Source organism: Rosenbergiella collisarenosi, assembly GCF_018494085.1.
Classification (GTDB): Bacteria; Pseudomonadota; Gammaproteobacteria; order Enterobacterales; family Enterobacteriaceae; genus Rosenbergiella; species Rosenbergiella collisarenosi.
In genome coordinates, this window is the sequence record NZ_JABBFP010000003.1 from 318,478 (window position 1) to 344,197 (window position 25,720).

Genomic DNA, 25,720 nt, shown 5'->3' on the forward strand with positions numbered 1-25,720 from the left:
TGCCAGGGGATATCTTCAAAGCATATGTAATGCATTTAAAGGGAGTCTTATGTATTTATCAAAACTTGTAATCCGCAACTTTAGAAATTTTGAGATGGCTGATATTCCCCTGGCAGGTAATGTTGTATTATTGGGTGAGAATCGTGTCGGTAAAAGTAATCTGCTTTTCGCAATTCGACTAATTATTGATCCCACTCTGCCTGATTCAGCCAGGCAGCTTAAACTTTCAGATTTCTGGGACGGTTGCAACCCTGAATTAAACCCTCAAATTGAGGTGCATCTTGAATTTACCGATTTCGATAGTGATCCTTCTTTATCAGCCCTCTTGACGGATTTTCGCATAGCAGATGATCCAACCGTAGCAAGGTTGAGCTACATTTTTCGTAAAAAAGAAGAAGTAGATGGAACTCCACGTTCGGGGGAGGATTATGAGTTTATTATTTTTGGCGGAGGTCAGGAATCGCGGACCATTCCTGGACGCGTCAGGCGGCGGATCTCTGTTGATATGCTGGACGCGTTACGCGATGCAGAAGCACAACTTGCTTCCTGGAAAAACTCCCCTTTACGCCCGTTATTGGAAGATGCATTCTCTTCACTAAGCCGAACCGATTTGGATCGCGTAGCAACTGAGCTTCAGACGGCAACGGAAACCATGGAGAAGTTCCCATCAATTAAGGAACTCGAAGATTCTCTACGTGATGGCATTCTTGACCTGGCTGGAACGGCTCACGATTTAAATGCCCGCCTCCGTTTTGCACCTACTGACCCGCTCAGATTGATGCGTTCTATCTCTATGTTTATTGATGATGGGAAGAGAGGCATTATCGAAGCGAGTCTAGGTTCTGCGAACGTGGCTCTGATATCACTCAAGCTAGCAGAGTTTGCATGGCGACGTGAAAAGAATGAACGTAATTTTTCGCTGCTTTGTATTGAAGAACCCGAAGCCCACCTTCACCCACAACTTCAGCGTGCTGTTTTTGACAAACTCTTTAATAATACCGAAAAAGATCAGTCATTAATTGTAACTAGTCACTCTCCCACGTTGGCAACCATTGCTCCTCTTCGTTCTATAGTTCGTATTTGCAGGGATTCTAAAGGACGATCACGAGCTTTTTCGCTAGCTGAACTACCAGTAACCAGTGAAGAACTTGACGACATTGAACGGTATCTAACAGCAACCAGATCCGAGCTACTTTTTGCTAACGGTGTAATATTTGTTGAAGGCGATGCTGAGGAGGTTTTACTTCCAGGTTTCGCACAGGCGTTGGGAATCAATCTGGACCAGCTTGGGATTACGGTATGTAACGTAGCGGGAGTTAATTTTATACCATACGTGAAGCTGGCAGCTAGCCTAGGTCTACCCTTTTCCGTTGTAACTGACTGGGACCCACTGGATGGTAGAAAACAACCGATGGGTAAAACACGTTCAATTGGTATCTGGCAGGCATTGAGCGATATATCGGCAAAACCAAAAAAACTAACTCCTGAGCATATTGATTTGTTCAACAATAATCCTTACGAAAAATGTAAGCCTGTATTTGAAAAGATTGGTATTTTTTTAAACGATCAGACGTTTGAAGTTGCCGTGGCTAATACGAGTGGCCTCAAAGAAGTGCTACTGGATATCCTCGATGAGCAGGGATTTGGTACGTTACGCTCATCAAGGATTGCTTCATGGCGCGCCGGTATGGATCCCGACCCAACTCAACTTCTCGCGATGATATCTGACATAGGTAAGGGACGATTGGCTGCCAAGCTGAAACAAAAAGCACCAGGGCTTGCACCACCAGAGTATATTGCTTCAGCTATTCAATATGTGGTATCGAATGTCTGACCGGCGCGCACTTTCAGAGGCTTTGAATGAGCTATTGCCGAATAGAGAGCAGTATGCTGCGGCCACATACCCCGGCCACTGCGTAGTTATTGCTGGGCCAGGTAGCGGGAAAACTAAGACACTAACTACCGCCATGGCACGTGCACTGATTGAAGATATTACTGACCCCCGCGGTGTAGCCTGTATTACTTATAACAATGAATGCGCTTCTGAACTTGAAGGACGTCTGGCATCCTTTGACGTTATTGGCGATGACCGGAACTTTATTGGGACCGTTCATAGTTTTGCATTAAATCAGGTTTTACTCCCCTACTCACGGTGTATACCTGGCTTACTACCAGATGATTTTCGTGTGGCGACCAGAGATGAAATTCGCTCGGCTGTTGTAGTGGCTTATAAGGCTATATTCGGAGATGTAGGAAATCCTCATGAACGGTGGAAATTTGCAGAAGAAAAACGACACCGGGATGTGAACCGGCTCCTACCGGCTTGGCGGAATAATAATCCGGAGCTGGCAGATTTTATTGAAGGTTATGAGGCAGAACTTCGGCGCATGGGCCTGATTGACTTCGATGATATGCCACTCATAGCTTTTCGTATTATTAGCGAGCAGGAGTGGGTACGTAATGCTATCCGATCGCGCTATCCTGTTTTATTTGTCGATGAATACCAAGATCTGGGGCACGCTCTACATGAACTAGTTCTTCTGTTGTGCTTTAAAGGGGGAATACGACTATTTGCGGTCGGTGATGCAGATCAGTCCATTTACGGGTTCAATGGTGCAAATCCAAGGCTGCTGGATAATCTTATTTCACGGGCAGATGTGACACCATTCCGTCTTCGCTTCAACTATCGATCTGGAGCGAAAATTATTAGGGCATCACTAGGTGCATTGGGAGAAGAACGCAATTATGTTAGCCCCGATGGTAATCCTGAGGGAGAGTTAGGATTCCATGGGGTTAATGGCGATTATGACGCACAAGCTCATTTTATCGCTAATAATTTAATTCCTTCGTTGTTTGAAAGAGGGTTTCAGCCTGAACGCATAGGGGTTCTTTACCGAGCAGCCTGGCTTGGTGATAAAGTTTCAGATGAGCTCAAAGCCAGAAATATTTCTACGATACGTGCAGATAGTAATGCCCTTATCAAACGTAATTCTCGTCTTGCCTGTTTCATAGAAGCCTGTAGCCAGTGGGTAACTGGGGGATGGAAAGAAGCCTCCCCATCATTCAACCACTTACTGGGTCAAGCGCTCTTTATTGTTTATGCCCGCCGCGCAAGCCGTACTGAAGAACAATTACTGACCATACAACTCATCACTTTTTTGCGAAGCGGGATTGATAAAGCGGAAAGTGCTCACGAGTGGCTTAGACGTTTAAATGAAGAAATTATCACCGCCTGGATGAGTATCTCAGATAACACTCAGCAGGAATGGAATGTCATCTCTGAGTTACTGATAAGAACCGATCCCCTCAAAGGACTTGATATGTCTCTTGATACATTCGCTGGGAAAGTAGAAGGAACTGGACGTATCACCCTTAGTACTCTTCATAGTGCTAAAGGCCGAGAATTCGATGTAGCCATAATGTTTGGGGTGAATAAATATGACTTCCCTAGTAGGAGAGATTTAGGTTCAGATAATACCCTTCGCGAGGCTCGTCGCCTATTTTACGTAGGTGTCACCCGTCCCAGAAAAGAGCTGCACATGGTTTATGAAAAGGGTAAGTACTCACGTTGGATTGCCGAATTATATCATCGCAGCCAGAGAATATAGAAACTTATGCACCTGACCTATTCCCACTTTATCAATAAACGGCTAAGTTGGCGATACTGACATCTCGCTGTAAAACACTATAGATTTCTGCTCCTCGCACAAAACAGGCTTTCATACTGATTTCATAGCATAATCTTAAGCCTGATTAGTATCGGCAATTTTGGATTTGATGGTAGCGCAACTCTCTGTTCTTAAGATCAGAGTGAATATTTTACTTGAAAGTTGTGCGTCGGAGTTTTGGCACCCAAATCAGCAATCATTTTTACAAATAAGGCAGGAATCAAAGGCTAAAGTTTAGCATCTGAATTTGCAGGAGTATTGGTGATTCTTGTCCGATAACCTTCTGACACAGTGTCGAAGGTAACAACACAGATACAATAATAGGACAAAATAGGAAAGTTTACTGGTACGCCAACGAGCGTAACAGATTTGAACGTTTTTCGGGCACAATTGCTTTATTTATAGGGGAGAACATGCTTCTCTTGACACAGTTCTTATAGCGGCCTAGCCCCATTATATGTAAATGAACGGAACCAACTTTTATTAGTTGCATTGAAAATAAAAACCAAACGAACTTTTAAAACTCATCGAAAAATATATTGCCGTATTATTCAAGTGAAAACACACTAAATGAGGATTTTTGACGTATATATCATATTAAATTAACTTATAATATTTTATCATTAATATAAAAATATATTTTATTAAGCAACGAATAAATTAACCCCCATAACAAAAGCTAGCTAATGACTACTCCCTCGTCTAATAAATTTAATATACATACAAGATATAGACAATAAACCTTTCTATAAAGATAGAATTTAAAACGGGAAGACCTCTTGCATCTCATAAAAATAAAAACCGATATGAGTACAATAAAATTATTAATACCCAGATATCTTAATGAGAATCGCGTAAATTAAATATTAAAAGATTATTATTAATTAAATTCCCATATGAATATTCTGTCCATCCCCATTCATAAAATTCATTTAAATAGTAGCATTAGCCTTAAATTTAATTTAGAATATATCAATTTACAATTACCGGATGATTTGAAGTTATGAGCGAAATTAACATTTCTAGTTGGGATCCACTTGAAACAGCTAATGACATTGATAAGGATGTAGTTGCTGCAGCGAAGAAAAGAGAGATAAAGAATATACTAAAGTCATACGTTAGTAATTACGATCCCTTTTCAGAATTACTTCAAAACGCTATGGATGCTGTAGAGAAAAGAAAAAATCAATTATCAAGCTATATACCTAAAATATTTATTCACATAGATCTAAATGAAAACTCAATAGAAATCTGTGATAGCGGGTGTGGTTTTGAAGAAAGCGAATTTAGAGCTTTCCTTGCACCAAGTATATCATTTAAATCCGGTGGAAAAACCAGAGGAAACAAAGGTGTTGGTGTCACTTATATAGCTTATGGATTCAACAATTTATTCATAAGAACAAAAAACCCTCACTTTAGTTACCAAGGTTTAATGCGGAGAGGAAGAGAATGGATTGAAAACATTGATGGATCAGTTGCGCGCCCTAAGATTGAAAAAACAGAAACGCAAAGTGATCTATTTAATCAAATAGACCAAGGGTCGAGTTTCAAAATAATATTCACTGGCAGTCATATCCGCCCAGCAAATTTGAGCTGGTATAAGGCTACAACTGCCGAGCAATGGATGTATCTACTATTATTAAAAACACCTTTGGGAGCAATACAACTTTCAGATAAGAATGATAGTCAAGATATTTTCTTTGATTTACAGGTAACAGCTCCAAACGGAGATGTAACACGTAAAACAGATACACTAGCTTCATATAAATTCCCACACAACGAAATAAGTGCTTCACAAAATTACACTAAAATAAAAGAAAATATAAAAAAATCCCTAGATCAAGGCCAGGATATCCAAAAGACTTCTCTACGATTTAGAAATTCAAATGGAATTTATGAATTTTACACTTCAGAATCATTATTATCTTTAATAAAAGAAAAAGATGGGGATGAATATGAATTAATAAAAAATTATAAAGTAACTGCTTATGGTTACTTCGCATATTCCACTGAGGTTTGGGATCAATTAAATGATAAGAAAGCAAAATTAAGGAAAAACTTAAGAATTATGAAAGGAGGGCTTTGCATCGCTAATAACCGAATGATTCAAGGAGAAAATATAACTATACCCTTGACTAAGAACATTGGGCATCAAAACCAAACGCATGTAATTGTTCACTTCGAAGGAGCTGATCCAGATCTAGGCCGTAAGGGTTTTCAACCAGAACTAAAAGATTTAGCAGAAAAGATTTCTGTTGCTATTGTTAGAGAATTAAGCAATCAGAGAATGTATTTAAAATCTGATAGTGGAGCTCAAGCAGACATAGAAAGGGAAATAAAAGTTGATCAATGGTTAAGAGAATTAGAAGATCATGAGAAAAATAATCCCCTTGTTCTGGATAATGACGTTTTCTTCCTTCCAACTAAAAAAATTTCTATTGGTGCAGTTCCGCAATCAGAACAAGATGTTATTGTATTATTTAACCAGCTCCTTGCAGGTGGTGTCATACGAGGAATAAGGCTATTAGCAACGTCGCAATCATCACAATACGATGGTGTTTTTAGATTTTGTGCTGAAGAACCACTCGAAAATTTATTTTTCGATAAACATAAAAACCCATTAGGTGTTAATTCAGAGCAATTAATAAAACCATATATTATCAAACCTAAGATATTAGAATATAAGTACACTCTAGATGGGTTAATCAGAGAATTTGAATCAGAAGTTAAAGATGAGCGTAGTATTGAGTTAGCAATCTTTTGGAGTATGGGTACTGAATATGAAAAAAAATATAATGTAATATCTTTATTGGACTTCGACAATATACATCACAGAAAACATCACGGAATAACTCACATTCTCAATACCAACACAAACTCATATATTTTTGCCATTTGCCTTGAGGAATTATTTGAACTTTTAAACGACCAAGATAAAGCGCAAGAAAAACAAAAAACAAAATATGGCGATGTATTTTAATTAAACTAGTTACAGAGGTTTTTTAAAGTCTCTGTAACTTTATTTTATATAAGCAATACAATCAATGAAACTCTTTTGTTACTCCCCCCTAAACCCAGCAGGAATAGCGTAGTTAGGGTTACTATTTCTAGAGATGATATCTCGCTTAACCCAACTCCCATCGACACGCCTAGGCCTTCCCGCCTCTTGCCACCGACCTGCTTTCTGCAGATACCCCGGAAACTTGCTTGGTGTGAACAGCGTCATGGGTCGCAAATACTGCTCCTGCTCACTTCCGCGCCAGTCTTCGATTTTATACTCAACCACCAGCTGGAGTTCGTCAGAGGTAAATCCTTCGCGTAATCTGGCCCTTATGTGTTCCAGTGACGAATTACAGTTCGTAAATCGTGAACCTGTGATCAAGTTCAGGTGTTTTAAAACTTGCTTAGCCTGGTCTGTAAGTAAAACTTGCGGGTCGGGTTGCTCAGCAACCTGACAAATGGGTTTTGAATTTAATAATGGATCCTGTGTTGAATTTACTAACGGATCCCCGCCAGATTCTGGGGGATGAAAATGGTCCGTTTTGCTCGATTTCGACGCGTCGGATTTTGACGGGTCAGAATTTGATGCGTCAGATTTTGACCCGTCAGAATTTGAGGGGTCAGAATCTGGCGTATGAGATAAAGTAGCTTGTCTAAGCTTACTCACATTTAATCGGTAAATATTCGGAGCATTACGATTACCTGATCTCCTTTGCTGACGAGTTAGCCACCCTTCTTTCTCAAGCTTTGCGATCGCCGTTCGTATAGTTGAAACCCCTGCCCCAAGTTGTCGAGCTATCGTTTCGATACTGGGCCAACACACCCCGTCATCGTTACTGTAGTCAGCGAGGCGTGCCATGATGGCCACGCTCGTTAACTTCATCCCTGCAGCGGCACAGCCGTCCCATACATATGAACTCAACTTAACGCTCATGATGGTTCCCTCTTAAACTTTTTGGACCATTCTCGACGTGGGCACACACAGTCGTATGGGTACCCTTTCTGTCGGTAGATAACTCGATGGTTGATGATATCTACCCCGACCGTTTGAACTTCAATTCCATGGGAATTCCGATACCGTGCCACCCAGGGCCTAATGAATTCTTTTTCCATTTGCGCCTTCCTTGGCCATTTGATTGAACTCCCCCACAATCCATTCAGCAAAACTGTGGTGAATAGGGATCCATTTTCCATATACCATCAACGTATAGCAGTAGAGCGTTGGAAACTGGCCCCCACGGACCGGCAACACTCTCAGTTGCGGCAATTTCTCTTCTGCTGTTACAATGCTCACGCGATTAATTCTCCACACAAGTGTTTTTCGCAACCGAACGTCCTGAGCTGCAACTCGGGGCGTTCACCTCTTCTGGCTTACAAAATGTTCGGCTAATGAGATTTAAATGTTCCTGCATTTTGACCGTCGACCTGTATAAGCCCAATTTCAAATTCTCAAATTCCTCCTGATCGACCTCGCCATCTTCAATGGATTTTTTGACCAGCTGTGAGTAACGTGCCACCTCTTCAAAGACCTCGAGCAGTTTCTCATTGATATCTGTTACGCCAATTAACTCATCTTCTGGTAGAGGTACACAAATACATCCCACTTCACGAGCCATCGCATCAATAACATAGTGAGTATTGCCGGCACGCTGTATTACTTGTGCCCAGCCGATGGGGAAAACTTGATCACCTTCAGCACGTAAGCGATTAAAGAGTGAGTTTTGAGTAATGCCTAGCCACTCAGCGGCCTCCGAATACCCACCAGCTAACTCAGTTATGGTTTTTTTGACAGCCTTGATATACCAGTCAGGTTGCTTCTGAATTTTCCAGTTTCCTATCACCACTGCCACCTCCTTACATCTGTGGTTACTAAACTCAACTATTTGAACGAGCATAAATATCTGGACGTAACTGCTGCTTTGTAACGTGACCATGGGTCAAATTTTCAATCGATATGGCCAATTGAAAACCAGCTTTTTTGTATCCATTAAAAATCAGCCTCAAATATTGTCGACTTGTGCCAGAAGCCATAGCTAGAGATTCCTGTTCGCTAGCTGTAAGTGAATCCCAATAACTTTTCATATGTACCCCCGAGGAACATATTACACTTTAAAAAAGTTCCTTCAAGGAACTTGTACCATTTAGATACAAACCATCTAATGGAATTATGAAAACGATCAAAGAAATTAGGCGCGGCAACGCGAGAAATTTACGTGATGTAACTGGTGGGAACTCTTTTTTTGCTGAAAGAATAGACAGAGAAGCAACCCAAACTAGTCGCATACTTGGTAATAATCCCACTAAAAATATTGGGGAGGACTTGGCTCGTCACATTGAAAGATGTTTCGATCTACCTGAGGGTTGGCTTGACCAGGACCGAGAAAATACAGAAAAACATAATTCCTTCGAGCCAGTTCACAAGTCAAATGACTTTAGATCTGTTCCGGTTATTCCATGGGAGAAAGTAAGTGAGTGGAACGAAAAAGGACTTACCCAAATGGATACAGATAAACTACAGAAGCTTCCTTGCCCTATCTCATGCGGACCGCTTACTTATGTATTACGAGTAGTTAGCGAGTCGATGTCAGATGACTACAAACCAGGAGAACTTATCTTTGTAGATCCATCAGTTTCCCCTACCTCTGGAAATGATGTTGTCGCTTTACTTACAGATACTGGTGAAACAACCTTTAAACGACTTATTGAGGAAGGTAACAAAAAGTATTTGAAGGCCCTAAATGTTAATTGGCCTGAAAAATATATACCTGTCGAAGATAATTGTAAGATCATGGGGACAGTTATCTTTTCCGGTAAACCCAGACTTTAAATTGAAAGAATATCCATATAATAGGATATTCTTTGGATTGACAATGTACCGTATAGGTACATAATAAAACGAGCATCTATGTTTTCTCTTGTGTGGAGAACGTAGATAGGGGTTTTGCAGAACCCTTACTCTTTAAAACTCTCGTTGCTGCGAGAACGTGTGGAGATAAAAATGGCTAGGATGCTTTCGTTACCAGAATGGGCTAAACAAGAGTTTGGTGAATTTGCGCCGCATGAACGGATTTTATGCAAGTACGCTAAAGCGAACATGATCATGCCACCCGCTATTAAGGTGGGTCGTAGATGGATGGTAGACAAGGAAGCTCGCTACGTTGGGCAGTTATCAGCTCCGAAATTACCCACAAATGCTCACCCAAAACTCAAAAGGATCATTGAGGATGGCTGCTAGACCTAGAGCACATAATATCTCTATACCTAACCTATACTGCAAGTTAGATAAGCGAACAGGAAAGATCTACTGGCAGTATAAGCATCCTCTGACAGGAAAATTTCATAGTCTCGGAAGCGACGAAGTTGAAGCAAAACAGATAGCCTCCGAGGCCAATACCATAATCGCTGAGCAGAAAACACGACAAATTCTTAGCCTTAATGACCGACTCAGCCGGCTAAAAAACTCATCTTATAGCCCTACTGTTACTCAATGGATCGATCGCTACTTAGAAATTCAAGCAGAGAAAGTGGCTCATCTCGAGTTAAAAGAAAACAGTCTTAAACAGAAAAAAAAACCTTTACGACTCTTCAACGAGCACTGCGGCATGACCCCTATGGATCAAGTTACCACCTTGCATGTCTCTGAGATTATCGATGACGTTAAAGCGAAAGGTCATAACCGTATGGCTCAAGTTGTGCGGTTAGTTTTAGTTGATCTGTTCAAAGAGGCACAACATGCGGGAATCGTTCCCCCTGGATATAACCCTGCCCTAGCAACCCGTCAACCAAGAAACAAAGTGACTCGTCAGCGCTTGTCGTTAGATGAGTGGCTCGTGATATTTGAACAAGCGAAAACCTTGCGACCTTATTTGAGAAACGGCATGTTACTGGCACTCGTCACCGGCCAGCGTATTGGCGATATCTGCAGGATGAAGTTTACCGATATTTGGGATGGGCATCTGCATATCGAGCAGGAAAAAACCGGAAGTCGCCTAGCGATACCGTTAGCCCTAAAATGCAATGCGCTCAATATGACGTTAACCGAGGTTGTCTCACAGTGCCGTGATGCAGTGGTGAGCCAATACCTCGTTCATTATCGCCATGCCACCTCACAAGCTCCTCGTGGTGGCCAACTGTCCACCAGCAACCTAACCACTGCCTTTAAAAAAGCTCGCGATAAATCGGGCTTTACGTGGCCAGAAAATGCGGCCCCGACTTTCCACGAACAACGATCACTCTCGGAGCGACTCTATCGTGAACAGGGTATCAATACTCAAAAATTATTGGGGCATAAGTCAGCAAAAATGACCGACCGATATAACGATGATCGAGGCAAAGAATGGGTCACTATTTCACTAAAATCGGGGTAGTTTTGGGGAAGAATTTTGGGGAGAGTTTTGGGGAAAGAATTTTACAGTAAAAAAACGGGCACTTTTCAGTACCCGCTCTTATCAATAACGCAGAGTGACTAATTACATATTGCTGATGATCACATCACCAAACTCTGAACATTTCAGTAACTTAGCGCCTTCCATCAGACGTTCGAAATCGTAGGTCACGGTCTTATTGGCGATTGCGCCTTCAACACCTTTAACGATTAAGTCTGCGGCTTCAAACCAGCCGAGGTGACGTAACATCATTTCTGCGGAAAGGATAACCGAGCCTGGGTTCACTTTGTCTTGTCCCGCATACTTAGGCGCCGTTCCGTGAGTGGCTTCGAACAGTGCGCACTCGTCACCGATATTTGCACCTGGAGCGATACCGATACCACCGACCTGCGCAGCTAATGCATCAGAAATGTAGTCACCGTTCAGGTTCATACAGGCGATCACGTCATATTCCGCTGGGCGTAGCAAGATTTGCTGTAGGAATGCGTCAGCGATAACATCTTTGATGATGATCTCTTTGCCGGTTTTTGGGTTTTTCGCCTTCATCCATGGGCCGCCGTCTACTAGCTCGGCACCGAACTCTTCTTTCACCAGCTGGTAGCCCCAATCTTTGAAGGCGCCTTCGGTGAATTTCATGATGTTACCCTTGTGGACCAAGGTCAACGAATCGCGATCATTATCGATAACGTATTGGAAGGCGGCGCGGACTAAACGTTTAGTCCCATCTTCGGAACATGGCTTAACACCGATACCACACTGTTCTGGGAAGCGGATTTTTTTCACGCCCATCTCGGTGCGTAAGAAATTAATCACTTTATCGGCTTCGGCGCTGCCCGCTTTCCACTCAATCCCTGCGTAGATATCTTCAGAGTTCTCGCGGAAGATCACCATATCGGTGTCTTCAGGGCGTTTTACCGGGCTTGGTGTGCCGGTATAATAGCGAACGGGACGCAAACACACATAAAGGTCTAATTCTTGACGGAGGGCAACGTTCAGCGAGCGAATACCACCGCCAACTGGCGTGGTGAGTGGCCCTTTAATGGCAACGCGATAGTCTTTGATTAGATCGAGGGTTTCTTGCGGTAACCAGACGTCTTTACCGTAAACTTCTGTCGATTTTTCGCCAGTGAAAATTTCCATCCAAGAAATCTTGCGCTCGCCGTTATAGGCTTTATTGACTGCCGCGTCGACCACTTTCAGCATCACAGGAGAGACATCAACCCCGATACCGTCCCCTTCGATATAAGGGATGATTGGGTTGTTTGGAACCGTTAATTTGCCTTGATTTAGCGTGATTTTCTGGCCTGATGCAGGAACAACTACTTTGCTTTCCATCAACCTCTCCTTCGAGCGTTTTTGTTAATAACTTGTAATGTGTCGGGGTATGTTACGCGAACTCACCCCAAATTTCCTAGAAAAAAACATATGAATGCGTCGCAAATTATTTCTAATTACTTGGTAACTCGCTGGTGAAACTCATTATTTACTTTGCTTCGTCCACTGCGGGATGACTTATCACCCTCTACATTTTCACAACAAAGGATTAACGTGGTGAATAATGATTATTGTCGTGGCGCGATAAACGTTGGAAAAACTTACTGCAATATGCGCTAGACATCAACATAAAGCCTAACAGTGGTAGGGTTATATTCTGGGTAGTCTCAGGTATAATGAGCGAAATTACTTACAAGAATCCAAACTATGTCGCCACACTCTCGCCCACCACGCGTTAAAAAACCGCTTACTCGCCGTCGTCCAACCGGCCCGACGACCGTCATCATCTTCAATAAGCCGTTCGATGTGTTACCCCAATTCTCTGACGACGCAGGGCGCGCTACGCTCAAAGACTATATCTCCGTTCCCGATGTCTATGCGGCCGGACGATTAGACCGAGATAGCGAAGGGCTACTTTTGTTAACCAACGACGGAAAGTTACAAGCAGCATTGACGCAGCCCGGCAGAGGAACAAAAAAGACCTATTATGTTCAAGTCGAGGGCGAGCCTAGCGAAGCCCAGCTGGCCCCGTTAAGAACTGGCGTCACGTTGAAAGACGGTCCCACTCTTCCAGCTGGCGTCGAGCGCTGCGACCCGCCGCTGTGGTTGTGGCCGCGTACCCCGCCGATTCGCGAACGTAAAGCGATCCCCACGCAATGGCTGAAAATCACGCTACAGGAAGGCCGAAACCGACAAGTCCGCCGTATGACGGCACATATTGGTTTTCCTACATTACGCTTAATTCGTTACGCCATCGGTCCTTATAGCCTCGACGATTTGGCTTGCGGAGAGTGGCGTAAAATCGAAAATTCCCAGTAGAGGTTAAGGAGCAGCTATGTTCACCCCCCATATTACGGTTGCCTGTGTTATTCATGCGCAAGGGCGGCTACTGGTGGTTGAGGAGCGTGTTGACGGTGCCGTCACACTGAATCAACCGGCGGGTCATCTGGAAGCGCAAGAGAGCTTAATCGACGCTATGCAGCGCGAAATCCTTGAAGAGACTGGGCTTACCCTATCCCCGGAACATCTACTCGGTGTCCACCAGTGGACGGCAAAGGACGGTACACCATTTATTCGCTTTTTATTCAGTTGTGAGGTCGCAGCGTGCTTAACGACGGCCCCTCAAGATGACGACATCGACTGCTGTCATTGGCTAACGCCTGATGAGATCCTCTCCTCCGACCAATTGCGCTCCCCATTAGTCGCAGAAAGCGTCACGCTGTGGCAGTCAGGTCAGCGTTATCCGCTTACCGTCCTTAACTGGTTTGTGCAGTAATGTTTACCAATCGCACTACTGAAGAAACTATTTCTCCTTTTTTGATGTTGAGGAGAATTAATTTCTCTCTATCCTTATTTAAGTAGAGAAAGTAGCAAAATCATTCTCTCGTGATCTCGATATAGTAACCCCCTAAACTTATCGAGGTTAACGAGATGAATTCTGTCATTAAAACATTACTCTTTATCATCGTGTCGTTGACATGGGGTACTACCTGGTTAGCTATGAAGATTGCGGGCACCTCTATCCCTCCCCTCTTCGCCACCGGTCTGCGCTTCCTCTGTGCTGCACCACTTCTTCTACTCGCCGTGAAGCTTAGCCGTTCACCCTTACTGTTTCCCCCTGGCAAGCGGCGCTTCCAAGCCATCATCAGCCTATTTTATTTTGCCCTCCCCTTTACTTTGATGATCTACGGCGAACGTTGGGTCAGCTCTGGGTTGGCCTCAGTCATTTTTGCGATGATGCCTGTTGCGGTCCTCTGTGCCTCGGTCCTGTTATTAGGCGAAAAAACGAACACTCTCCAGATACTCGGTCTTACTCTGGCACTCGTAGCACTTATTTGTGTATTGCTACACGAATCGCAAGGAGAAGCAGCGGGGCAATTCTTGGGGATAGCGATGCTAGTGGCGGCAGTGGTGATCCATGCGGTGATGTATGCCTTATGTAAGAAACGCTGTGTGGGCGTTTCGGTGCTCACGTTTAATGCCCTACCTTGCCTGGCAGCGGGAATCGGACTCACCCTGTTAGGTGGTCTTATTGAGCAGCCGGCTATAAGCCAGTTTAGCGTTCAATCGCTCTTGGCGGTGCTCTATCTCGGGGCATTTGCTGGCGTATTCGGCATCCTGTGTTACTTCATGCTGCAACAACGCGCAACCGCTTTCCAAGCATCGATTGTCTTTCTAATCTTCCCTATTATCGCCTTAAGCTTGGAGAATATCCTCTATGGACGGTCGATCTCTTTCGCGTCACTCTGCTTAATGGCCCCGCTAGCCATAGGGATCTTCCTCACTCTATTTGGCAATCGACGTCATCAACGTCTTAAAGCCTCCCACCCTACTAGACTCTCAACGCAACAGCGCACATAGGGTGTAATCCAGGGCGGTATTACAGGTGCGAAGCGTCTCGGTGCGTGGTACACTGAGGCGTTCGTTTTGTCTGCCAACTTCAGTGAGTATTTATGTTTGACCAGAGTGCAAAAAAAGTCATCGTCGGCATGTCCGGGGGTGTAGATTCTTCCGTTTCAGCTTGGTTACTGATGCAACAGGGCTATCAAGTTGAAGGCCTGTTCATGAAAAACTGGGAGGAAGATGATGGCGAAGAGTATTGTACTGCTGCGGAAGACTTGGCCGACGCACAAGCTGTCTGCGATAAGTTAGGCATCAAACTGCATAAAATTAACTTCGCTGCCGAGTATTGGGATAACGTCTTCGAGCTTTTCCTCGAAGAGTATAAAGCTGGCCGTACGCCTAACCCCGATATTCTTTGTAATAAAGAGATCAAATTTAAAGCCTTCCTCGAATTCGCTGCCGAAGACCTAGGCGCTGATTTTATCGCGACCGGTCACTACGTGCGCCGTAAAGATGTTGACGGTAAAAGCCAATTACTGCGCGGTCTCGACGCGAACAAAGATCAGAGCTATTTCCTCTACACGCTCAGCCATCAGCAGGTTGCACAGAGCCTGTTCCCGGTCGGCGAATTAGAAAAACCAGAGGTCCGCCGTATTGCGGACGAGCTTGATTTGGTCACTGCGCGCAAGAAAGACTCGACCGGCATCTGCTTTATTGGTGAGCGTAAATTTAAAGATTTCCTCGCGCGCTATCTCCCCGCGCAGCCAGGTCCGATCTTCAGTGTCGATGGGCAAGCGTTAGGCACTCACCAAGGCCTGATGTACCACACCCTTGGCCAGCGTAAAGGACTCGGGATCGGCGGGCGTAAGGAAAGCAACGATGATCCTTGGTATGTGGTCGATAAAGACGTCGAACAAAACCACCTCATCGTCGCGCAGGGCGGTGAGCACCCCCGCCTTATGTCCGTAGGCCTCATCGCTCAACAGCTGCACTGGGTCGATCGCCAGCCGATCACCGAACCCCTGCGCTGCAGCGTTAAAACGCGTTATCGTCAAACCGATATTCCTTGCCTGATCACCCCCCTCGATGCCGAGCGTATCGAGGTCCGTTTTGATGAACCGGTTGCGGCTGTCACCCCTGGTCAGTCGGCTGTCTTCTACCTTGGCGACCGTTGCCTAGGCGGCGGTGTGATTGAGCAACGCTTACCGCTAGTGGCTACGGATATCGTGTAGTGGCAAAAAAAGATACCTACGAGATGACGCTGGCCTTTGCAGGCATCTGTCAGGCTGCGCATCTTGCGCAGCAGCTCGCTCGCCATGGACGTTGTCCCGAAGCCGCGTATCATTGCTCGCTGCATAGCCTTACCCATCCCCTTAACGGTACAGGTGGCGCACTGGCTTTCTTTGGGGGGGACGAGGCTGCGCTGCGCTTCGGTGTAGAGACGGTCATTGCCGTACTCAATACGCCCGCACAGAAAGGCGCCTTAGCCGACATTACCCGTTATAGCTTAGGAATGATCGGCTTAGAACGTAAGGTAACTAAAAACACTCAGGCCATGAGCGACCTTGAGCAACGCTTACGTCAGCTCGATCGCCAGTTACAACACTTTGGGATCGACTCATCTACACTCGCTTCATCGACCGCCAGTATTTATACCGATATCGTCAGCCCATTGGGGCCACGTATTCAAATCACTGGCGAGCAAGCCATCCTGCAAAACTCTCTCGTGCAAAGCCGTGTCCGCGCAGTCCTGCTCACCGGTGTGCGCTCGGCGATGTTGTGGCAGCAATGCGGCGGTGGTCGGCTACAGCTGCTATTCTCACGCGGGAAGATGGTCGAGATGGCGAAATTAATTTTATCTGGCTTGCCACACGTTGACGCGTAGTGGCAGCAATGTTTATTTTTTACTCAGGAGTTTACTGATGGAATTATCCTCACTCACCGCGGTCTCCCCTATCGACGGTCGCTACGGTGACAAAGTCAGCCCATTGCGCGCTATCTTCAGCGAATTCGGATTGTTAAAGTTCCGCGTCGAGGTCGAAGTGCGTTGGCTACAGAAACTTTCATCAGTGACGCAAATCGCTGAAGTTCCTTCATTTAGCGCAGACGCAAACGCTTACCTAGATAAAATCGTTGCGGAGTTCTCGGTCGAGGACGCCCAAACGATCAAGACCATCGAGCGCACTACTAACCATGATGTCAAAGCGGTTGAGTACTTCCTCAAGGAGAAAGTGGCGGCGGTGCCTGAGCTTCATGCGGTCACAGAGTTTATTCACTTCGCCTGTACGTCTGAGGACATTAACAACCTCTCTCATGCGCTGATGCTTGAAACGGCGCGCCAGCAGGTTATCTTGCCAGAATGGCGTAAAGTCTTGGCGGCAGTCGAAACCTTAGCGGCTGATTATCGCGATATCCCGCTGCTTTCCCGTACCCATGGACAACCGGCAACTCCATCGACCCTAGGTAAAGAAATGGCTAACGTGGCTTACCGTCTCGCCCGCCAAGTCGCCCAACTCGAAAAATGTGAGATCCTTGGTAAAATTAATGGCGCGGTCGGTAACTATAATGCCCACATCGCCGCTTACCCTGAAGTCGATTGGCATCAAGTCAGCGAGGAGTTTGTGACGGCGCTCGGTATCCGCTGGAACCCTTATACCACGCAGATCGAGCCGCACGATTACATCGCCGAAATGTTCGATTGTATCGCACGCTTCAATACCATCATTATCGATTTTGACCGGGATATTTGGGGCTACATCGCACTGAATCACTTCCGCCAGAAGACTATTGCCGGTGAAATTGGCTCCTCGACGATGCCGCATAAAGTTAACCCGATTGATTTCGAAAACTCTGAGGGCAACTTAGGTTTAGCGAACGCGGTTCTGCAGCACTTAGCGACCAAACTGCCCGTCTCTCGCTGGCAGCGTGACCTGACCGATTCGACGGTGTTAAGAAACTTAGGCGTAGGCTTAGGCTATGCACTCATCGCCTATCAATCGACCCTGAAGGGGATCTCGAAGTTAGAAGTCAATCAAGACAAACTTCTCGCCGAGTTGGATCAGAATTGGGAAGTACTTGCTGAGCCAATCCAAACCGTTATGCGCCGTTATGGTATTGAGAAGCCTTATGAAAAACTAAAGGAACTCACTCGTGGTAAGCGTATTGACGCACAGGGTATGCAGCAGTTCATCGATAATTTAGATCTGCCTGAAGCAGAAAAAGTTCGTCTTAAAGCGATGACGCCGGTCAACTATTTAGGCCGTGCTATCCAACTGACTGATGAGCTGAAATAAGGTATAAAAGGGCTTAATCGCGGCGTTATCTGCGCGGCGTTAAGCCCCTGTTTAGATCTTAGGCCCTACTCTTACGTGTTCGCGACTTTACGAGAGGAAATAGAGATGCGCATTTTAGTGGTCGAAGACAACCCATTATTACGACACCATTTAGCGGTACAGCTGCGCGAGATGGGGCATCAAGTCGATGCCGCCGAAGACGCCCACGAGGCCGACTATTTTCTTAACGAATATGCACCTGACGTCGCCTTAGTCGATCTCGGACTTCCCGATGAAGATGGAATGAGCCTTATTCAACGCTGGCGTGCCCAAGAAGTTAAACAGCCGATCCTTGTTCTGACCGCTCGCGAAGGCTGGCAATCGAAGGTCACCGCACTCCAGGCGGGTGCTGACGATTATGTGACAAAGCCTTTTCATATTGAGGAAGTGGCCGCACGCTTGCAGGCGCTCCTACGTCGTACTGCGGGTCATGCCTCACAAGTCATCCACTACGCGCCCTTCCTTATCGATCTGTCGCGAAAAGAGCTTACGGTTAACCAACAACCCATTAAACTGACAACCTTCGAATATACGATCGTTGAAACGTTAATCATCAACGCTGGGCGCGTCGTCAGTAAAGAGTCGCTCATGTTGCAGCTCTATCCCGATGCCGATCTGCGCGAAGGCCATACGATCGACGTGCTCATGGGACGATTACGCAAGAAAATTCAACAGCACTACTCTGAAGAAGTGATCACCACCCTACGAGGCTTGGGATACCGGTTCGATGCCCCATAGTACTCCCTCTGTGCGCCGTCGCGCGCCGTTTAGGCTGCTTCCCCTTTCGTTACGCGGCCGTTTTTTACTTGCCGCGTCGGCGCTGGTTCTGGTCATCTCACTGTGCTATGGCGTGGTTGCCGTGGTTGGCTATGTGATCAGTTTCGATAAAAGCACGTATCAAATTATGCGCGGCGAGAGTAACCTGTTTTTCACCTTAGCTCAGTGGCGCAATAACCAACTGGTTATCGATCGCCCCGATAACTTAAAGTTAAACTTCCCGACGCTCGTCTATATTTATGACGAACACGGCCGGCTGCTTTGGCAATTACGCGATGTCCCGGAAATTCGTCACAGTATTCACAAGAGCTGGTTACACACCAATAATTTTTATGAGATTGATGCGAGCAATAAAGTCAGTATCGCGGCGATAGGTAATAACAGTAAGGCCCAGAAAAAAATAGCCGAGCTCGATAGCGACGATACCTTTACCCACTCCGTAGCAGTCAGTCGCTACGATGCCACCGCAACACTCCCGGCACTCACCATCGTTGTGGTCGACTCTATCCCACAGGAATTACAACATAGCGAGCTTGTCTGGTCGTGGTTTAATTACGTCTTAGCCGCAAATTGCCTACTCGTTATTCCGTTATTGTGGCTCGCGGCACGCTGGAGCCTCAAGCCCATCGGGCAGCTCTCAGCAGAGCTGAAAGCTTTGGAATCTGGACAGCGAGAATCGCTGGGCGACTCACCCCCGCAGGAACTAAGAGGGCTGGTTAGTAACCTTAACCTGCTGTTAAAAAGCGAGCGTCAACGCAGTAGTCGTTATCACACCACACTCTCTGATCTGACTCATAGCTTAAAGACCCCCTTGGCCGTGTTACAAAGTACGCTACGCGCGCTACGTGGGGCGAAGCCGATGAAAATAGAAGAGGCGGAGCCGCTAATGCTTGAACAAATCAGCCGTATCTCTCAGCAAGTCGGCTACTATTTACACCGTGCCAGCTTGCAAGCAGAAAACAATATCTTACATCGAGAGATCCATGCGGTTGCCCCGTTAATCGATGGTTTGTGCTCAGCGTTAAATAAGGTTTACCAAAATAAAGGCGTTGATATTACCGTCGAGCTTTCGCCGGAACTCACCTTTACCGGTAATCGCGACGATCTGGTCGAAGTGATGGGAAATGTGCTCGACAATGCCTGTAAATACTGTCTCGAATTTATTCATATCAGTGCGGTACAGGATGACGCGACACTCACGCTATTTATCGACGACGATGGCCCAGGCATCCCCGCGGCCCGCCACGAGATGATATTCCAACGCGGTCAACGTGCCGATACTCTGCGACCCGGCCAAGGTATCGGGCTATCGCTAGCCCGTGAGATCGTCGAAAACTATGCCGGAGAGATCCGTGTGGCGCGTAGTCACTGGGGAGGCGCGCGGATGGAGATTGTATTTGCCAATCAGATGATCTGATTTTCTATCTCATTCTCGACCTCACGCTGCTATACTCTCGCCAGTTTTTTTCATCTCTGAGGGTATTATGTCATTCGAACTCGCCATTGACTGGCCGACATTTCTTACAACCTATTGGCAAAAAAAGCCGGTCATTATCCGTCAAGCTTTCCCCGATTTTCAGGATCCTATTACGCCTGATGAATTGGCCGGTCTGGCGATGGAAAACGAGGTCGATAGTCGACTCGTCAGTCAAACCGCGGCAGGTTGGCAGGTTGCCCATGGCCCATTTAGCGATTTCGATCAGCTAACCGAGACGCATTGGTCACTGCTTGTACAGGCGGTTAACCACTGGCATCCCGCTGCGGCAGAGCTTATGCAGCCCTTTCGCGCCCTCTCGGATTGGCGAATGGACGATTTGATGATCTCCTTCTCGGTTCCTGAGGGCGGAGTCGGTCCACATCTCGATCAATACGATGTATTTATCATTCAAGGCGCGGGTCGGCGCCGTTGGCGTGTAGGCAATAATGACGTCATCGCACAGCATTCTCCTCACCCCGATTTGCTGCAAGTCGCGCCGTTCGATGCGATCATTGACGAGATCTTGGAGCCTGGCGACTTGGTCTACATTCCTCCTGGTTTCCCTCACGAAGGTTACTCGTTAGAAAATTCGCTGAACTACTCCGTCGGTTTCCGTGCACCATCGGGCAAAGAGCTCCTCAGTGGCTTCGCCGATTACGTGTTAGCGCAGGAGTTGGGCAGCCGCCGCTATCAAGACCCCGCACTCGCTCTGCGAGACAGTGCGTCCGAAGTCTTAGCCGATGAAGCTGAACAGTTACGTGGGATGATGACCGAACTTCTTCGCTCCGCTGAGTTCACGCCTTGGTTAGGTGAGTTCCTGTCGCAGTCACGCCATGAATTAGATATCGCCCCGCCGCAGCCCGCCTACCAGGAAGATGAAGTCCGTCAAGCCCTCGATGAGGGAACGCCGTTATACCGCGTCGGCGGACTGAAGGTGTTACAACTCGCGACTCAGACCTTTATCAATGGCGAACGCTTCAGTGACGCCGATCCGGCGTTTTTACGCTTATTAGCGCAAGATCTTACTATCGAGGCTGAGGCCTTACAGCCGCTGATAGACGACACCACGACCTTAACGCAACTGACCGGGCTGATTAACGCAGGTTACTGGCACTTCGCTGGGGAAGAGGAAGAAGAAGAAGAGACTTGATGCCCACCGTCTAGGCCAAGCCGCGCAGATCAAATCTGCGCGGCTGCCGAATAGCGTTAGCGCTGACTTAAGAACAGCTCGACCCACGTAGGCAACGTTTTAGATGCCGGTCCATAGTGGCCCGCGATAAACTCTTCTTTGGAGGCAGTGGGTTCAAGATTGAATTCAATAGTCTCCGCCCCCTGAACCTTCGCTTCATGCACGAAGCCTGCCGCAGGATAGACCTGCCCCGATGTGCCGATAGCGATAAAAATATCGCACTCAGCGATCGCTTGGTAGATACCTTCCATCTGTAACGGCATTTCACCAAACCAGACCACATGTGGGCGTAATGGTGCCGGGAATTGGCAGCAGGTACAGCGGTCCGACGGCTGCAGATCGCCGGTCCAGGTCACGACTTGCTGGCTCTGGGTACAGCGCGCTTTTAACAGCTCACCGTGCATATGAATAATATTTGAGCTACCCGCGCGCTCGTGGAGGTTATCGATGTTCTGGGTCACGATCAGTAGGTTATCGCCAAGAACCGTTCCAAGCTTAGCTAACGCGCGATGGGCATTGTTGGGTAATAGTTGTGGCGATTGCAGCTGGCGGCGTCGAGCGTTGTAAAAATCATGGACCCGCTGTGGATCGCGTTGATAACCTTCTGGCGTCGCGACATCCTCAATCGCATGATCTTCCCATAATCCATCCGCAGCACGGAAAGTCGCGATCCCTGACTCCGCTGAGATCCCGGCGCCGGTAAGCACAACCACTTTAGGCAGCGGCTTGGTGATGAGCTTGGCTATGCGGGCATCTTCAAAATAAGACTGCCGAAAGCGTTGGCGCATGTTTCGCTTGTCTTTTTTAAAGCGGGCGACGCGAATGCGACGACGATTACTGGTACGCATGAGAGCTCCTGCAGAACACGTTAAACATCATACTCGCCTTATCGCGAGTACGGAAAATTATTGGCCACTTAAGACTCGTGCCGGGTCAATACGGCTTGCGCGACGAGCGGGGTACCAGCTAGCCAGTAGGCTTAATACCAACGCACACACTAACACGATCAACACATCTTCCCAGTGCAGTGCCGAAGGCAGGAAGTCGATAAAATAGATATCCCCGGAAAGAAAGTGGTGCCCGGTCATCGATTCGATGCCCTTAATGAGTCGAGTCAGGTTCAAGGCACCCAATACCCCTAATACCACACCGACTAGACTACCCGTAATCCCCGCTAACAGACCGTACCAGATAAATATGGCACGAATCAGCCTATCTTTCGCGCCTAACGTACGTAGCACGGCAATATCGCTGCTTTTATCCTTTACCGCCATCACGAGGGTCGAGACGATGTTAAAACACGCCACCCCAATCACCAGGATCATGGCGAGATACATGATGGCACGGATCATCTGAATATCGCGATACATATAACCAAAGTCTGCGGTCCAGTTACGAATATAGACGTAGCTGTGTGTCGCCTCTCCCGCCGCACGAACCACTGCTGGTGCCTGGAAGGGATCACGCATCTTTAATGCGATACCGGTCACCGAGCGGCCCATATCGAGGTACTGTTGGGCATCAGCCAGCGGAACTAAGGCGAGGCTGTGGTCGAGCATGCCGCTTAACTGTAAAATACCGCTGACTTGCAGACGAATACGCTTAGGCTGTAATAACTTATTTTGTTCGTCGTTATTCGGAATCAATACCGTTAGCCAATCCCCGGTTTTCAGCCCCAAGCTTTTCGCGATCCCGCCGCCGATGATAATCTGCTGTTTCCCCGCGCTAAACTGCGACCACGCATTGTTCTGGACAAACTGTGGCAGGCTACTTAACCGTGTTTCTTGCTGCGGATCGACCCCCTTGACCTGAATGGCCTGGAGTTTCTGTGCGCTTTCGATCAGGCCAGTAAACGTGATGAACGGCGCGGCCGCGGCGACGCCTTGCACCTGTTCAATGGGGCCGAGTAGCGACTGCCACTGCTGAAAGGGTTGGTGTACGGGGATGATTTCGCCGTGAGGAACAACATCCAAGATACGCTTATTCAGCTCGCGTTCGAAACCGTTCATCGCACTCAAGCCAATGATCAATACGGCAACCCCAAGGGCGATCCCTGCCGTAGACAGGACCGAAATCAGAGAGACCATGCCTCCCCGTCGACGCCCTCGACTAAAGCGAAGGGCAAGCAGGAAAGAGAGTGAGCCGCGCATCAACTCACTCCCTGTAACATCGGATGTGCATGCAACACGCCATCGCGCATCTCCATTTGACGATCCAGCCGCTTCGCGAGGGCTAAGTCATGGGTGACGACGAGGAAAGCCGTACCTTGACTCTCGTTCAATTCGCCGAGCAGGGCAAAAATAGCATCGGCATTACGTGCATCAAGATTACCGGTCGGTTCATCGGCCATCACTAAACTCGGTCTATTCACCAAGGCGCGGGCGATGGCAACACGCTGACGCTCTCCCCCTGATAATTCCGAAGGTCGATGTTTACCGCGAGGGCTCAAGCCCACAGCTTTTAGCATCTCGTCCGCGCACTGTGTCGCCTCTTGCGGTGAGCATCCGCCAATTAGCAGCGGCATCGCTACATTTTCTAGGGCAGTAAAATCCGGCAGCAGATGGTGAAACTGATAAATAAATCCTAGCTGTTGGTTACGCAGGTCGGCCTTCGCAGAGGCACTTAACGTGTTGAGGGATTGCCCTTTAAATAGCACCTCACCCGAGGTCGGTTGATCTAATCCACCCAGAAGGTGCAAGAGCGTACTCTTGCCGGATCCAGAGCTACCGATAATCGACACCAACTCGCGTTCTGCAATACTAAAGCTCACCTGCTTAAGCACTTCAGTACTCACCGCGCCTTCACGATACGTTTTGCATAACTCAGCGCACTGTAACAAAGGAGATTTATTCATAACGTAAAGCCTCAGCGGGTTGGACAGTGGCGGCACGCCACGAAGGATAAAGAGTCGCCAGCAGTGCCAACAGCATCGCACTCAGCGTAATAATAACAACTTGACCGACGTGGATATCAACGGGCAGCGCTGCCCCATCAAGTAATAAGCCGATGACCGGCAGTAAATGGTTGAGTTGGCTAGCGAGTAAACACCCTAATAGCGCGCCACAGAGTGACCCGATGATCCCTGCGCTGGCACCCTGGACCATAAACACCGTCATGACCTGACGACGAGTCAGTCCCTGCGTCTGTAAGATGGCGACTTCACCCTGCTTTTCCATAATCAATAACCCTAACGACGTAATGATATTAAACGCCGCCACGGCCACGATAAGACTCAGTAGCAGCCCCATCATATTCTTTTCCATTCTCACCGCTTGAAAGAGATCGCCCTTACGCTCGCGCCAATCCTTCCAGACTGACTGCGCGGGAAGCGACTGCTGGTCGATCTCATCGACGGCGAGAGGGTGATCGAGCCATAGCCGCCAACCGGTTATATGGCCGGCCGGATACAGCATAACGCGTGAGGCATCTTGTTGATTGACGAGGATCTGGTAGCTATCCACCTCACTGTTTGCCGCATAGATACCGGCCACGGTAAATAGACGCTGGCTCGGCATCCGCCCCATCGGCGTAAATTGGCTTACAGAGGGCACCATCAGACGAAGTTTATCACCCACCTGAACACCGAGTTGGTTGGCGAGTTGTGCCCCGAGGATCACCTGATAACTGCCCGCAGCCGGGATATGAGGAGGACCTTGTTCGATAAAAGGCAGTAGCGGATCCTGTTCCCCCGGTGCTAAACCAAGCATGACCCCGACCGAGACGTTATGGGCGCTCTGCAAGACGACATCGGCAGTGGTTAACGGTGCAACACGGTTGACGCCTGGGAGTTTCAGCGACGACGCGGGAAAGCGTTGCGGATCGATATTCCCCGCAGGCTGTGAAACGACGGCTTGCGGCATAAGCCCTAAGATATTCCCTTCTAACTCGCGCTCGAAGCCGTTCATCACCGATAATACCGTGACCAAGGCCAGTACGCCGAGGGTAATACCAATTGCCGAGAGCCAAGAGATAAACCGCCCGAATCGATCAGTAGCGCGCCCACGCATGTAGCGTAAGCCAATAAATAAAGCGACAGGTTGATACATGTAGTCCAT

General features: G+C 47.3%; 25 protein-coding genes. 15 read left to right on the plus strand and 10 right to left on the minus strand.

Annotation, left to right across the window (positions count from 1 at the left end; all coding sequences use genetic code 11):
- Nucleotides 1-49 precede the first annotated feature (49 nt).
- From HGT70_RS07295 to HGT70_RS07305, 3 genes are all read left to right on the plus strand, one after another.
- Nucleotides 50-1,834: an ATP-dependent nuclease gene (locus tag HGT70_RS07295; RefSeq protein ID WP_214195433.1), complete on the plus strand. Its 1,785-nt coding sequence runs from the start codon at nt 50-52 to the stop codon at nt 1,832-1,834.
- A complete protein-coding gene (locus HGT70_RS07300; protein WP_214195434.1) occupies nt 1,827-3,608 on the plus strand; it encodes an ATP-dependent helicase in 1,782 nt (593 codons plus the stop codon). The genes HGT70_RS07295 and HGT70_RS07300 overlap by 8 nt, the downstream gene beginning before the upstream one ends.
- 1,063 nt (nt 3,609-4,671) lie before the next feature.
- On the plus strand, nt 4,672-6,648 hold the full coding sequence (locus HGT70_RS07305; RefSeq protein WP_214195435.1) for a hypothetical protein: 1,977 nt from the start codon (nt 4,672-4,674) through the stop codon (nt 6,646-6,648).
- A gap of 78 nt (nt 6,649-6,726) precedes the next feature.
- On the opposite strand, the gene HGT70_RS07310 is transcribed toward HGT70_RS07305, so the two are convergent.
- The 5 genes from HGT70_RS07310 to HGT70_RS07330 are packed head-to-tail and all read right to left on the minus strand — an operon-like array spanning nt 6,727 to nt 8,750.
- Nucleotides 6,727-7,602 carry a conserved phage C-terminal domain-containing protein gene (locus HGT70_RS07310; protein WP_214195436.1) on the minus strand — a complete coding sequence of 292 codons (876 nt, stop codon included), beginning with the start codon at nt 7,600-7,602 and terminating at the stop codon, nt 6,727-6,729.
- The gene (locus HGT70_RS07315; protein WP_214195437.1) at nt 7,599-7,781 is read right to left on the minus strand and encodes a DUF4222 domain-containing protein; all 183 of its coding nucleotides are present in this window, start codon (nt 7,779-7,781) and stop codon (nt 7,599-7,601) included. The genes HGT70_RS07310 and HGT70_RS07315 overlap by 4 nt, the downstream gene beginning before the upstream one ends.
- Nucleotides 7,762-7,962, minus strand: coding sequence for a hypothetical protein (locus HGT70_RS07320; RefSeq protein ID WP_214195438.1), 201 nt, complete (start codon nt 7,960-7,962; stop codon nt 7,762-7,764). The genes HGT70_RS07315 and HGT70_RS07320 overlap by 20 nt, the downstream gene beginning before the upstream one ends.
- A 4-nt stretch (nt 7,963-7,966) precedes the next feature.
- Nucleotides 7,967-8,506, minus strand: coding sequence for a YmfL family putative regulatory protein (locus tag HGT70_RS07325; protein ID WP_214195507.1), 540 nt, complete (start codon nt 8,504-8,506; stop codon nt 7,967-7,969).
- Between the two features lie 37 nt (nt 8,507-8,543).
- Complete coding sequence (locus HGT70_RS07330) at nt 8,544-8,750, minus strand: transcriptional regulator (RefSeq protein WP_214195439.1); 207 nt, start codon at nt 8,748-8,750, stop codon at nt 8,544-8,546.
- An 85-nt stretch (nt 8,751-8,835) separates the two neighbouring features.
- On the opposite strand from HGT70_RS07330, the gene HGT70_RS07335 reads away from it, so the two are divergent.
- The 3 genes from HGT70_RS07335 (at nt 8,836) to HGT70_RS07345 (ending at nt 11,035) form a co-directional block, all read left to right on the plus strand.
- Nucleotides 8,836-9,495, plus strand: coding sequence for a S24 family peptidase (locus HGT70_RS07335; protein ID WP_214195440.1), 660 nt, complete (start codon nt 8,836-8,838; stop codon nt 9,493-9,495).
- 171 nt (nt 9,496-9,666) lie between these two features.
- A complete protein-coding gene (locus tag HGT70_RS07340) occupies nt 9,667-9,903 on the plus strand; it encodes an excisionase (RefSeq protein WP_214195441.1) in 237 nt (78 codons plus the stop codon).
- Nucleotides 9,893-11,035: a site-specific integrase gene (locus HGT70_RS07345; protein WP_214195442.1), complete on the plus strand. Its 1,143-nt coding sequence runs from the start codon at nt 9,893-9,895 to the stop codon at nt 11,033-11,035. Before HGT70_RS07340 ends, HGT70_RS07345 begins: the two co-directional genes overlap by 11 nt.
- Before the next feature lie 102 nt (nt 11,036-11,137).
- On the opposite strand, the gene icd is transcribed toward HGT70_RS07345, so the two are convergent.
- Nucleotides 11,138-12,388, minus strand: a complete 1,251-nt coding sequence (icd, locus tag HGT70_RS07350) for an NADP-dependent isocitrate dehydrogenase (RefSeq protein WP_214195443.1) — start codon at nt 12,386-12,388, stop codon at nt 11,138-11,140.
- A 366-nt stretch (nt 12,389-12,754) separates the two neighbouring features.
- Between icd and rluE the strand changes: the two genes are divergently transcribed.
- The 9 genes from rluE to HGT70_RS07395 all read left to right on the plus strand — a co-directional run bounded on the left by rluE (nt 12,755) and on the right by HGT70_RS07395 (nt 21,626).
- A complete protein-coding gene (gene rluE, locus HGT70_RS07355; RefSeq protein ID WP_071429635.1) occupies nt 12,755-13,366 on the plus strand; it encodes a 23S rRNA pseudouridine(2457) synthase RluE in 612 nt (203 codons plus the stop codon).
- Between the two features lie 16 nt (nt 13,367-13,382).
- Nucleotides 13,383-13,823, plus strand: a complete 441-nt coding sequence (locus HGT70_RS07360; RefSeq protein WP_071429633.1) for an NUDIX hydrolase — start codon at nt 13,383-13,385, stop codon at nt 13,821-13,823.
- A gap of 155 nt (nt 13,824-13,978) precedes the next feature.
- Nucleotides 13,979-14,908 carry a DMT family transporter gene (locus HGT70_RS07365; protein WP_071429631.1) on the plus strand — a complete coding sequence of 310 codons (930 nt, stop codon included), beginning with the start codon at nt 13,979-13,981 and terminating at the stop codon, nt 14,906-14,908.
- 92 nt (nt 14,909-15,000) lie between these two features.
- A complete protein-coding gene (gene mnmA, locus HGT70_RS07370; RefSeq protein ID WP_214195444.1) occupies nt 15,001-16,122 on the plus strand; it encodes a tRNA 2-thiouridine(34) synthase MnmA in 1,122 nt (373 codons plus the stop codon).
- Nucleotides 16,122-16,775, plus strand: coding sequence for a high frequency lysogenization protein HflD (gene hflD / locus HGT70_RS07375; protein ID WP_342355572.1), 654 nt, complete (start codon nt 16,122-16,124; stop codon nt 16,773-16,775). The genes mnmA and hflD overlap by 1 nt, the downstream gene beginning before the upstream one ends.
- Before the next feature lie 37 nt (nt 16,776-16,812).
- Nucleotides 16,813-18,183, plus strand: a complete 1,371-nt coding sequence (purB, locus tag HGT70_RS07380) for an adenylosuccinate lyase (RefSeq protein ID WP_214195445.1) — start codon at nt 16,813-16,815, stop codon at nt 18,181-18,183.
- A 105-nt stretch (nt 18,184-18,288) separates the two neighbouring features.
- A complete protein-coding gene (phoP, locus tag HGT70_RS07385) occupies nt 18,289-18,960 on the plus strand; it encodes a two-component system response regulator PhoP (RefSeq protein ID WP_214195446.1) in 672 nt (223 codons plus the stop codon).
- On the plus strand, nt 18,950-20,416 hold the full coding sequence (phoQ, locus tag HGT70_RS07390) for a two-component system sensor histidine kinase PhoQ (protein WP_214195447.1): 1,467 nt from the start codon (nt 18,950-18,952) through the stop codon (nt 20,414-20,416). The genes phoP and phoQ overlap by 11 nt, the downstream gene beginning before the upstream one ends.
- A 67-nt stretch (nt 20,417-20,483) precedes the next feature.
- Nucleotides 20,484-21,626 carry a ribosomal protein uL16 3-hydroxylase gene (locus tag HGT70_RS07395; protein WP_214195448.1) on the plus strand — a complete coding sequence of 381 codons (1,143 nt, stop codon included), beginning with the start codon at nt 20,484-20,486 and terminating at the stop codon, nt 21,624-21,626.
- A gap of 56 nt (nt 21,627-21,682) precedes the next feature.
- Here the strand turns inward: HGT70_RS07395 and cobB are convergent, their stop codons facing one another.
- The 4 genes from cobB to lolC are packed head-to-tail and all read right to left on the minus strand — an operon-like array spanning nt 21,683 to nt 25,711.
- Entirely contained in the window at nt 21,683-22,513 is an 831-nt protein-coding gene (cobB, locus tag HGT70_RS07400) for a Sir2 family NAD+-dependent deacetylase (protein ID WP_214195449.1), read from the minus strand.
- A gap of 57 nt (nt 22,514-22,570) precedes the next feature.
- Complete coding sequence (gene lolE / locus HGT70_RS07405; RefSeq protein WP_214195450.1) at nt 22,571-23,815, minus strand: lipoprotein-releasing ABC transporter permease subunit LolE; 1,245 nt, start codon at nt 23,813-23,815, stop codon at nt 22,571-22,573.
- Nucleotides 23,815-24,519 (minus strand): lipoprotein-releasing ABC transporter ATP-binding protein LolD, encoded by a 705-nt coding sequence (gene lolD, locus HGT70_RS07410; RefSeq protein WP_214195451.1) that lies wholly within the window; start codon nt 24,517-24,519, stop codon nt 23,815-23,817. The genes lolE and lolD overlap by 1 nt, the downstream gene beginning before the upstream one ends.
- Nucleotides 24,512-25,711 carry a lipoprotein-releasing ABC transporter permease subunit LolC gene (lolC, locus tag HGT70_RS07415; protein WP_214195452.1) on the minus strand — a complete coding sequence of 400 codons (1,200 nt, stop codon included), beginning with the start codon at nt 25,709-25,711 and terminating at the stop codon, nt 24,512-24,514. The genes lolD and lolC overlap by 8 nt, the downstream gene beginning before the upstream one ends.
- Between the last annotated feature and the right edge of the window lie 9 nt (nt 25,712-25,720).

What these genes read in the sequence shown, in the direction of transcription:
- HGT70_RS07295 (WP_214195433.1), top strand. Translation starts at nt 50, where the DNA reads ATGTATTTATCAAAACTTGTAATCCGCAACTTTAGAAATTTTGAGATG.
- HGT70_RS07300 (WP_214195434.1), top strand. Translation starts at nt 1,827, where the DNA reads ATGTCTGACCGGCGCGCACTTTCAGAGGCTTTGAATGAGCTATTGCCG.
- HGT70_RS07305 (WP_214195435.1), top strand. Translation starts at nt 4,672, where the DNA reads ATGAGCGAAATTAACATTTCTAGTTGGGATCCACTTGAAACAGCTAAT.
- HGT70_RS07310 (WP_214195436.1), bottom strand. Translation starts at nt 7,602, where the DNA reads ATGAGCGTTAAGTTGAGTTCATATGTATGGGACGGCTGTGCCGCTGCA.
- HGT70_RS07315 (WP_214195437.1), bottom strand. Translation starts at nt 7,781, where the DNA reads ATGGAAAAAGAATTCATTAGGCCCTGGGTGGCACGGTATCGGAATTCC.
- HGT70_RS07330 (WP_214195439.1), bottom strand. Translation starts at nt 8,750, where the DNA reads ATGAAAAGTTATTGGGATTCACTTACAGCTAGCGAACAGGAATCTCTA.
- HGT70_RS07335 (WP_214195440.1), top strand. Translation starts at nt 8,836, where the DNA reads ATGAAAACGATCAAAGAAATTAGGCGCGGCAACGCGAGAAATTTACGT.
- HGT70_RS07340 (WP_214195441.1), top strand. Translation starts at nt 9,667, where the DNA reads ATGGCTAGGATGCTTTCGTTACCAGAATGGGCTAAACAAGAGTTTGGT.
- HGT70_RS07345 (WP_214195442.1), top strand. Translation starts at nt 9,893, where the DNA reads ATGGCTGCTAGACCTAGAGCACATAATATCTCTATACCTAACCTATAC.
- icd (WP_214195443.1), bottom strand. Translation starts at nt 12,388, where the DNA reads ATGGAAAGCAAAGTAGTTGTTCCTGCATCAGGCCAGAAAATCACGCTA.
- rluE (WP_071429635.1), top strand. Translation starts at nt 12,755, where the DNA reads ATGTCGCCACACTCTCGCCCACCACGCGTTAAAAAACCGCTTACTCGC.
- HGT70_RS07360 (WP_071429633.1), top strand. Translation starts at nt 13,383, where the DNA reads ATGTTCACCCCCCATATTACGGTTGCCTGTGTTATTCATGCGCAAGGG.
- HGT70_RS07365 (WP_071429631.1), top strand. Translation starts at nt 13,979, where the DNA reads ATGAATTCTGTCATTAAAACATTACTCTTTATCATCGTGTCGTTGACA.
- mnmA (WP_214195444.1), top strand. Translation starts at nt 15,001, where the DNA reads ATGTTTGACCAGAGTGCAAAAAAAGTCATCGTCGGCATGTCCGGGGGT.
- purB (WP_214195445.1), top strand. Translation starts at nt 16,813, where the DNA reads ATGGAATTATCCTCACTCACCGCGGTCTCCCCTATCGACGGTCGCTAC.
- phoP (WP_214195446.1), top strand. Translation starts at nt 18,289, where the DNA reads ATGCGCATTTTAGTGGTCGAAGACAACCCATTATTACGACACCATTTA.
- phoQ (WP_214195447.1), top strand. Translation starts at nt 18,950, where the DNA reads ATGCCCCATAGTACTCCCTCTGTGCGCCGTCGCGCGCCGTTTAGGCTG.
- HGT70_RS07395 (WP_214195448.1), top strand. Translation starts at nt 20,484, where the DNA reads ATGTCATTCGAACTCGCCATTGACTGGCCGACATTTCTTACAACCTAT.
- cobB (WP_214195449.1), bottom strand. Translation starts at nt 22,513, where the DNA reads ATGCGTACCAGTAATCGTCGTCGCATTCGCGTCGCCCGCTTTAAAAAA.
- lolE (WP_214195450.1), bottom strand. Translation starts at nt 23,815, where the DNA reads ATGCGCGGCTCACTCTCTTTCCTGCTTGCCCTTCGCTTTAGTCGAGGG.
- lolD (WP_214195451.1), bottom strand. Translation starts at nt 24,519, where the DNA reads ATGAATAAATCTCCTTTGTTACAGTGCGCTGAGTTATGCAAAACGTAT.
- lolC (WP_214195452.1), bottom strand. Translation starts at nt 25,711, where the DNA reads ATGTATCAACCTGTCGCTTTATTTATTGGCTTACGCTACATGCGTGGG.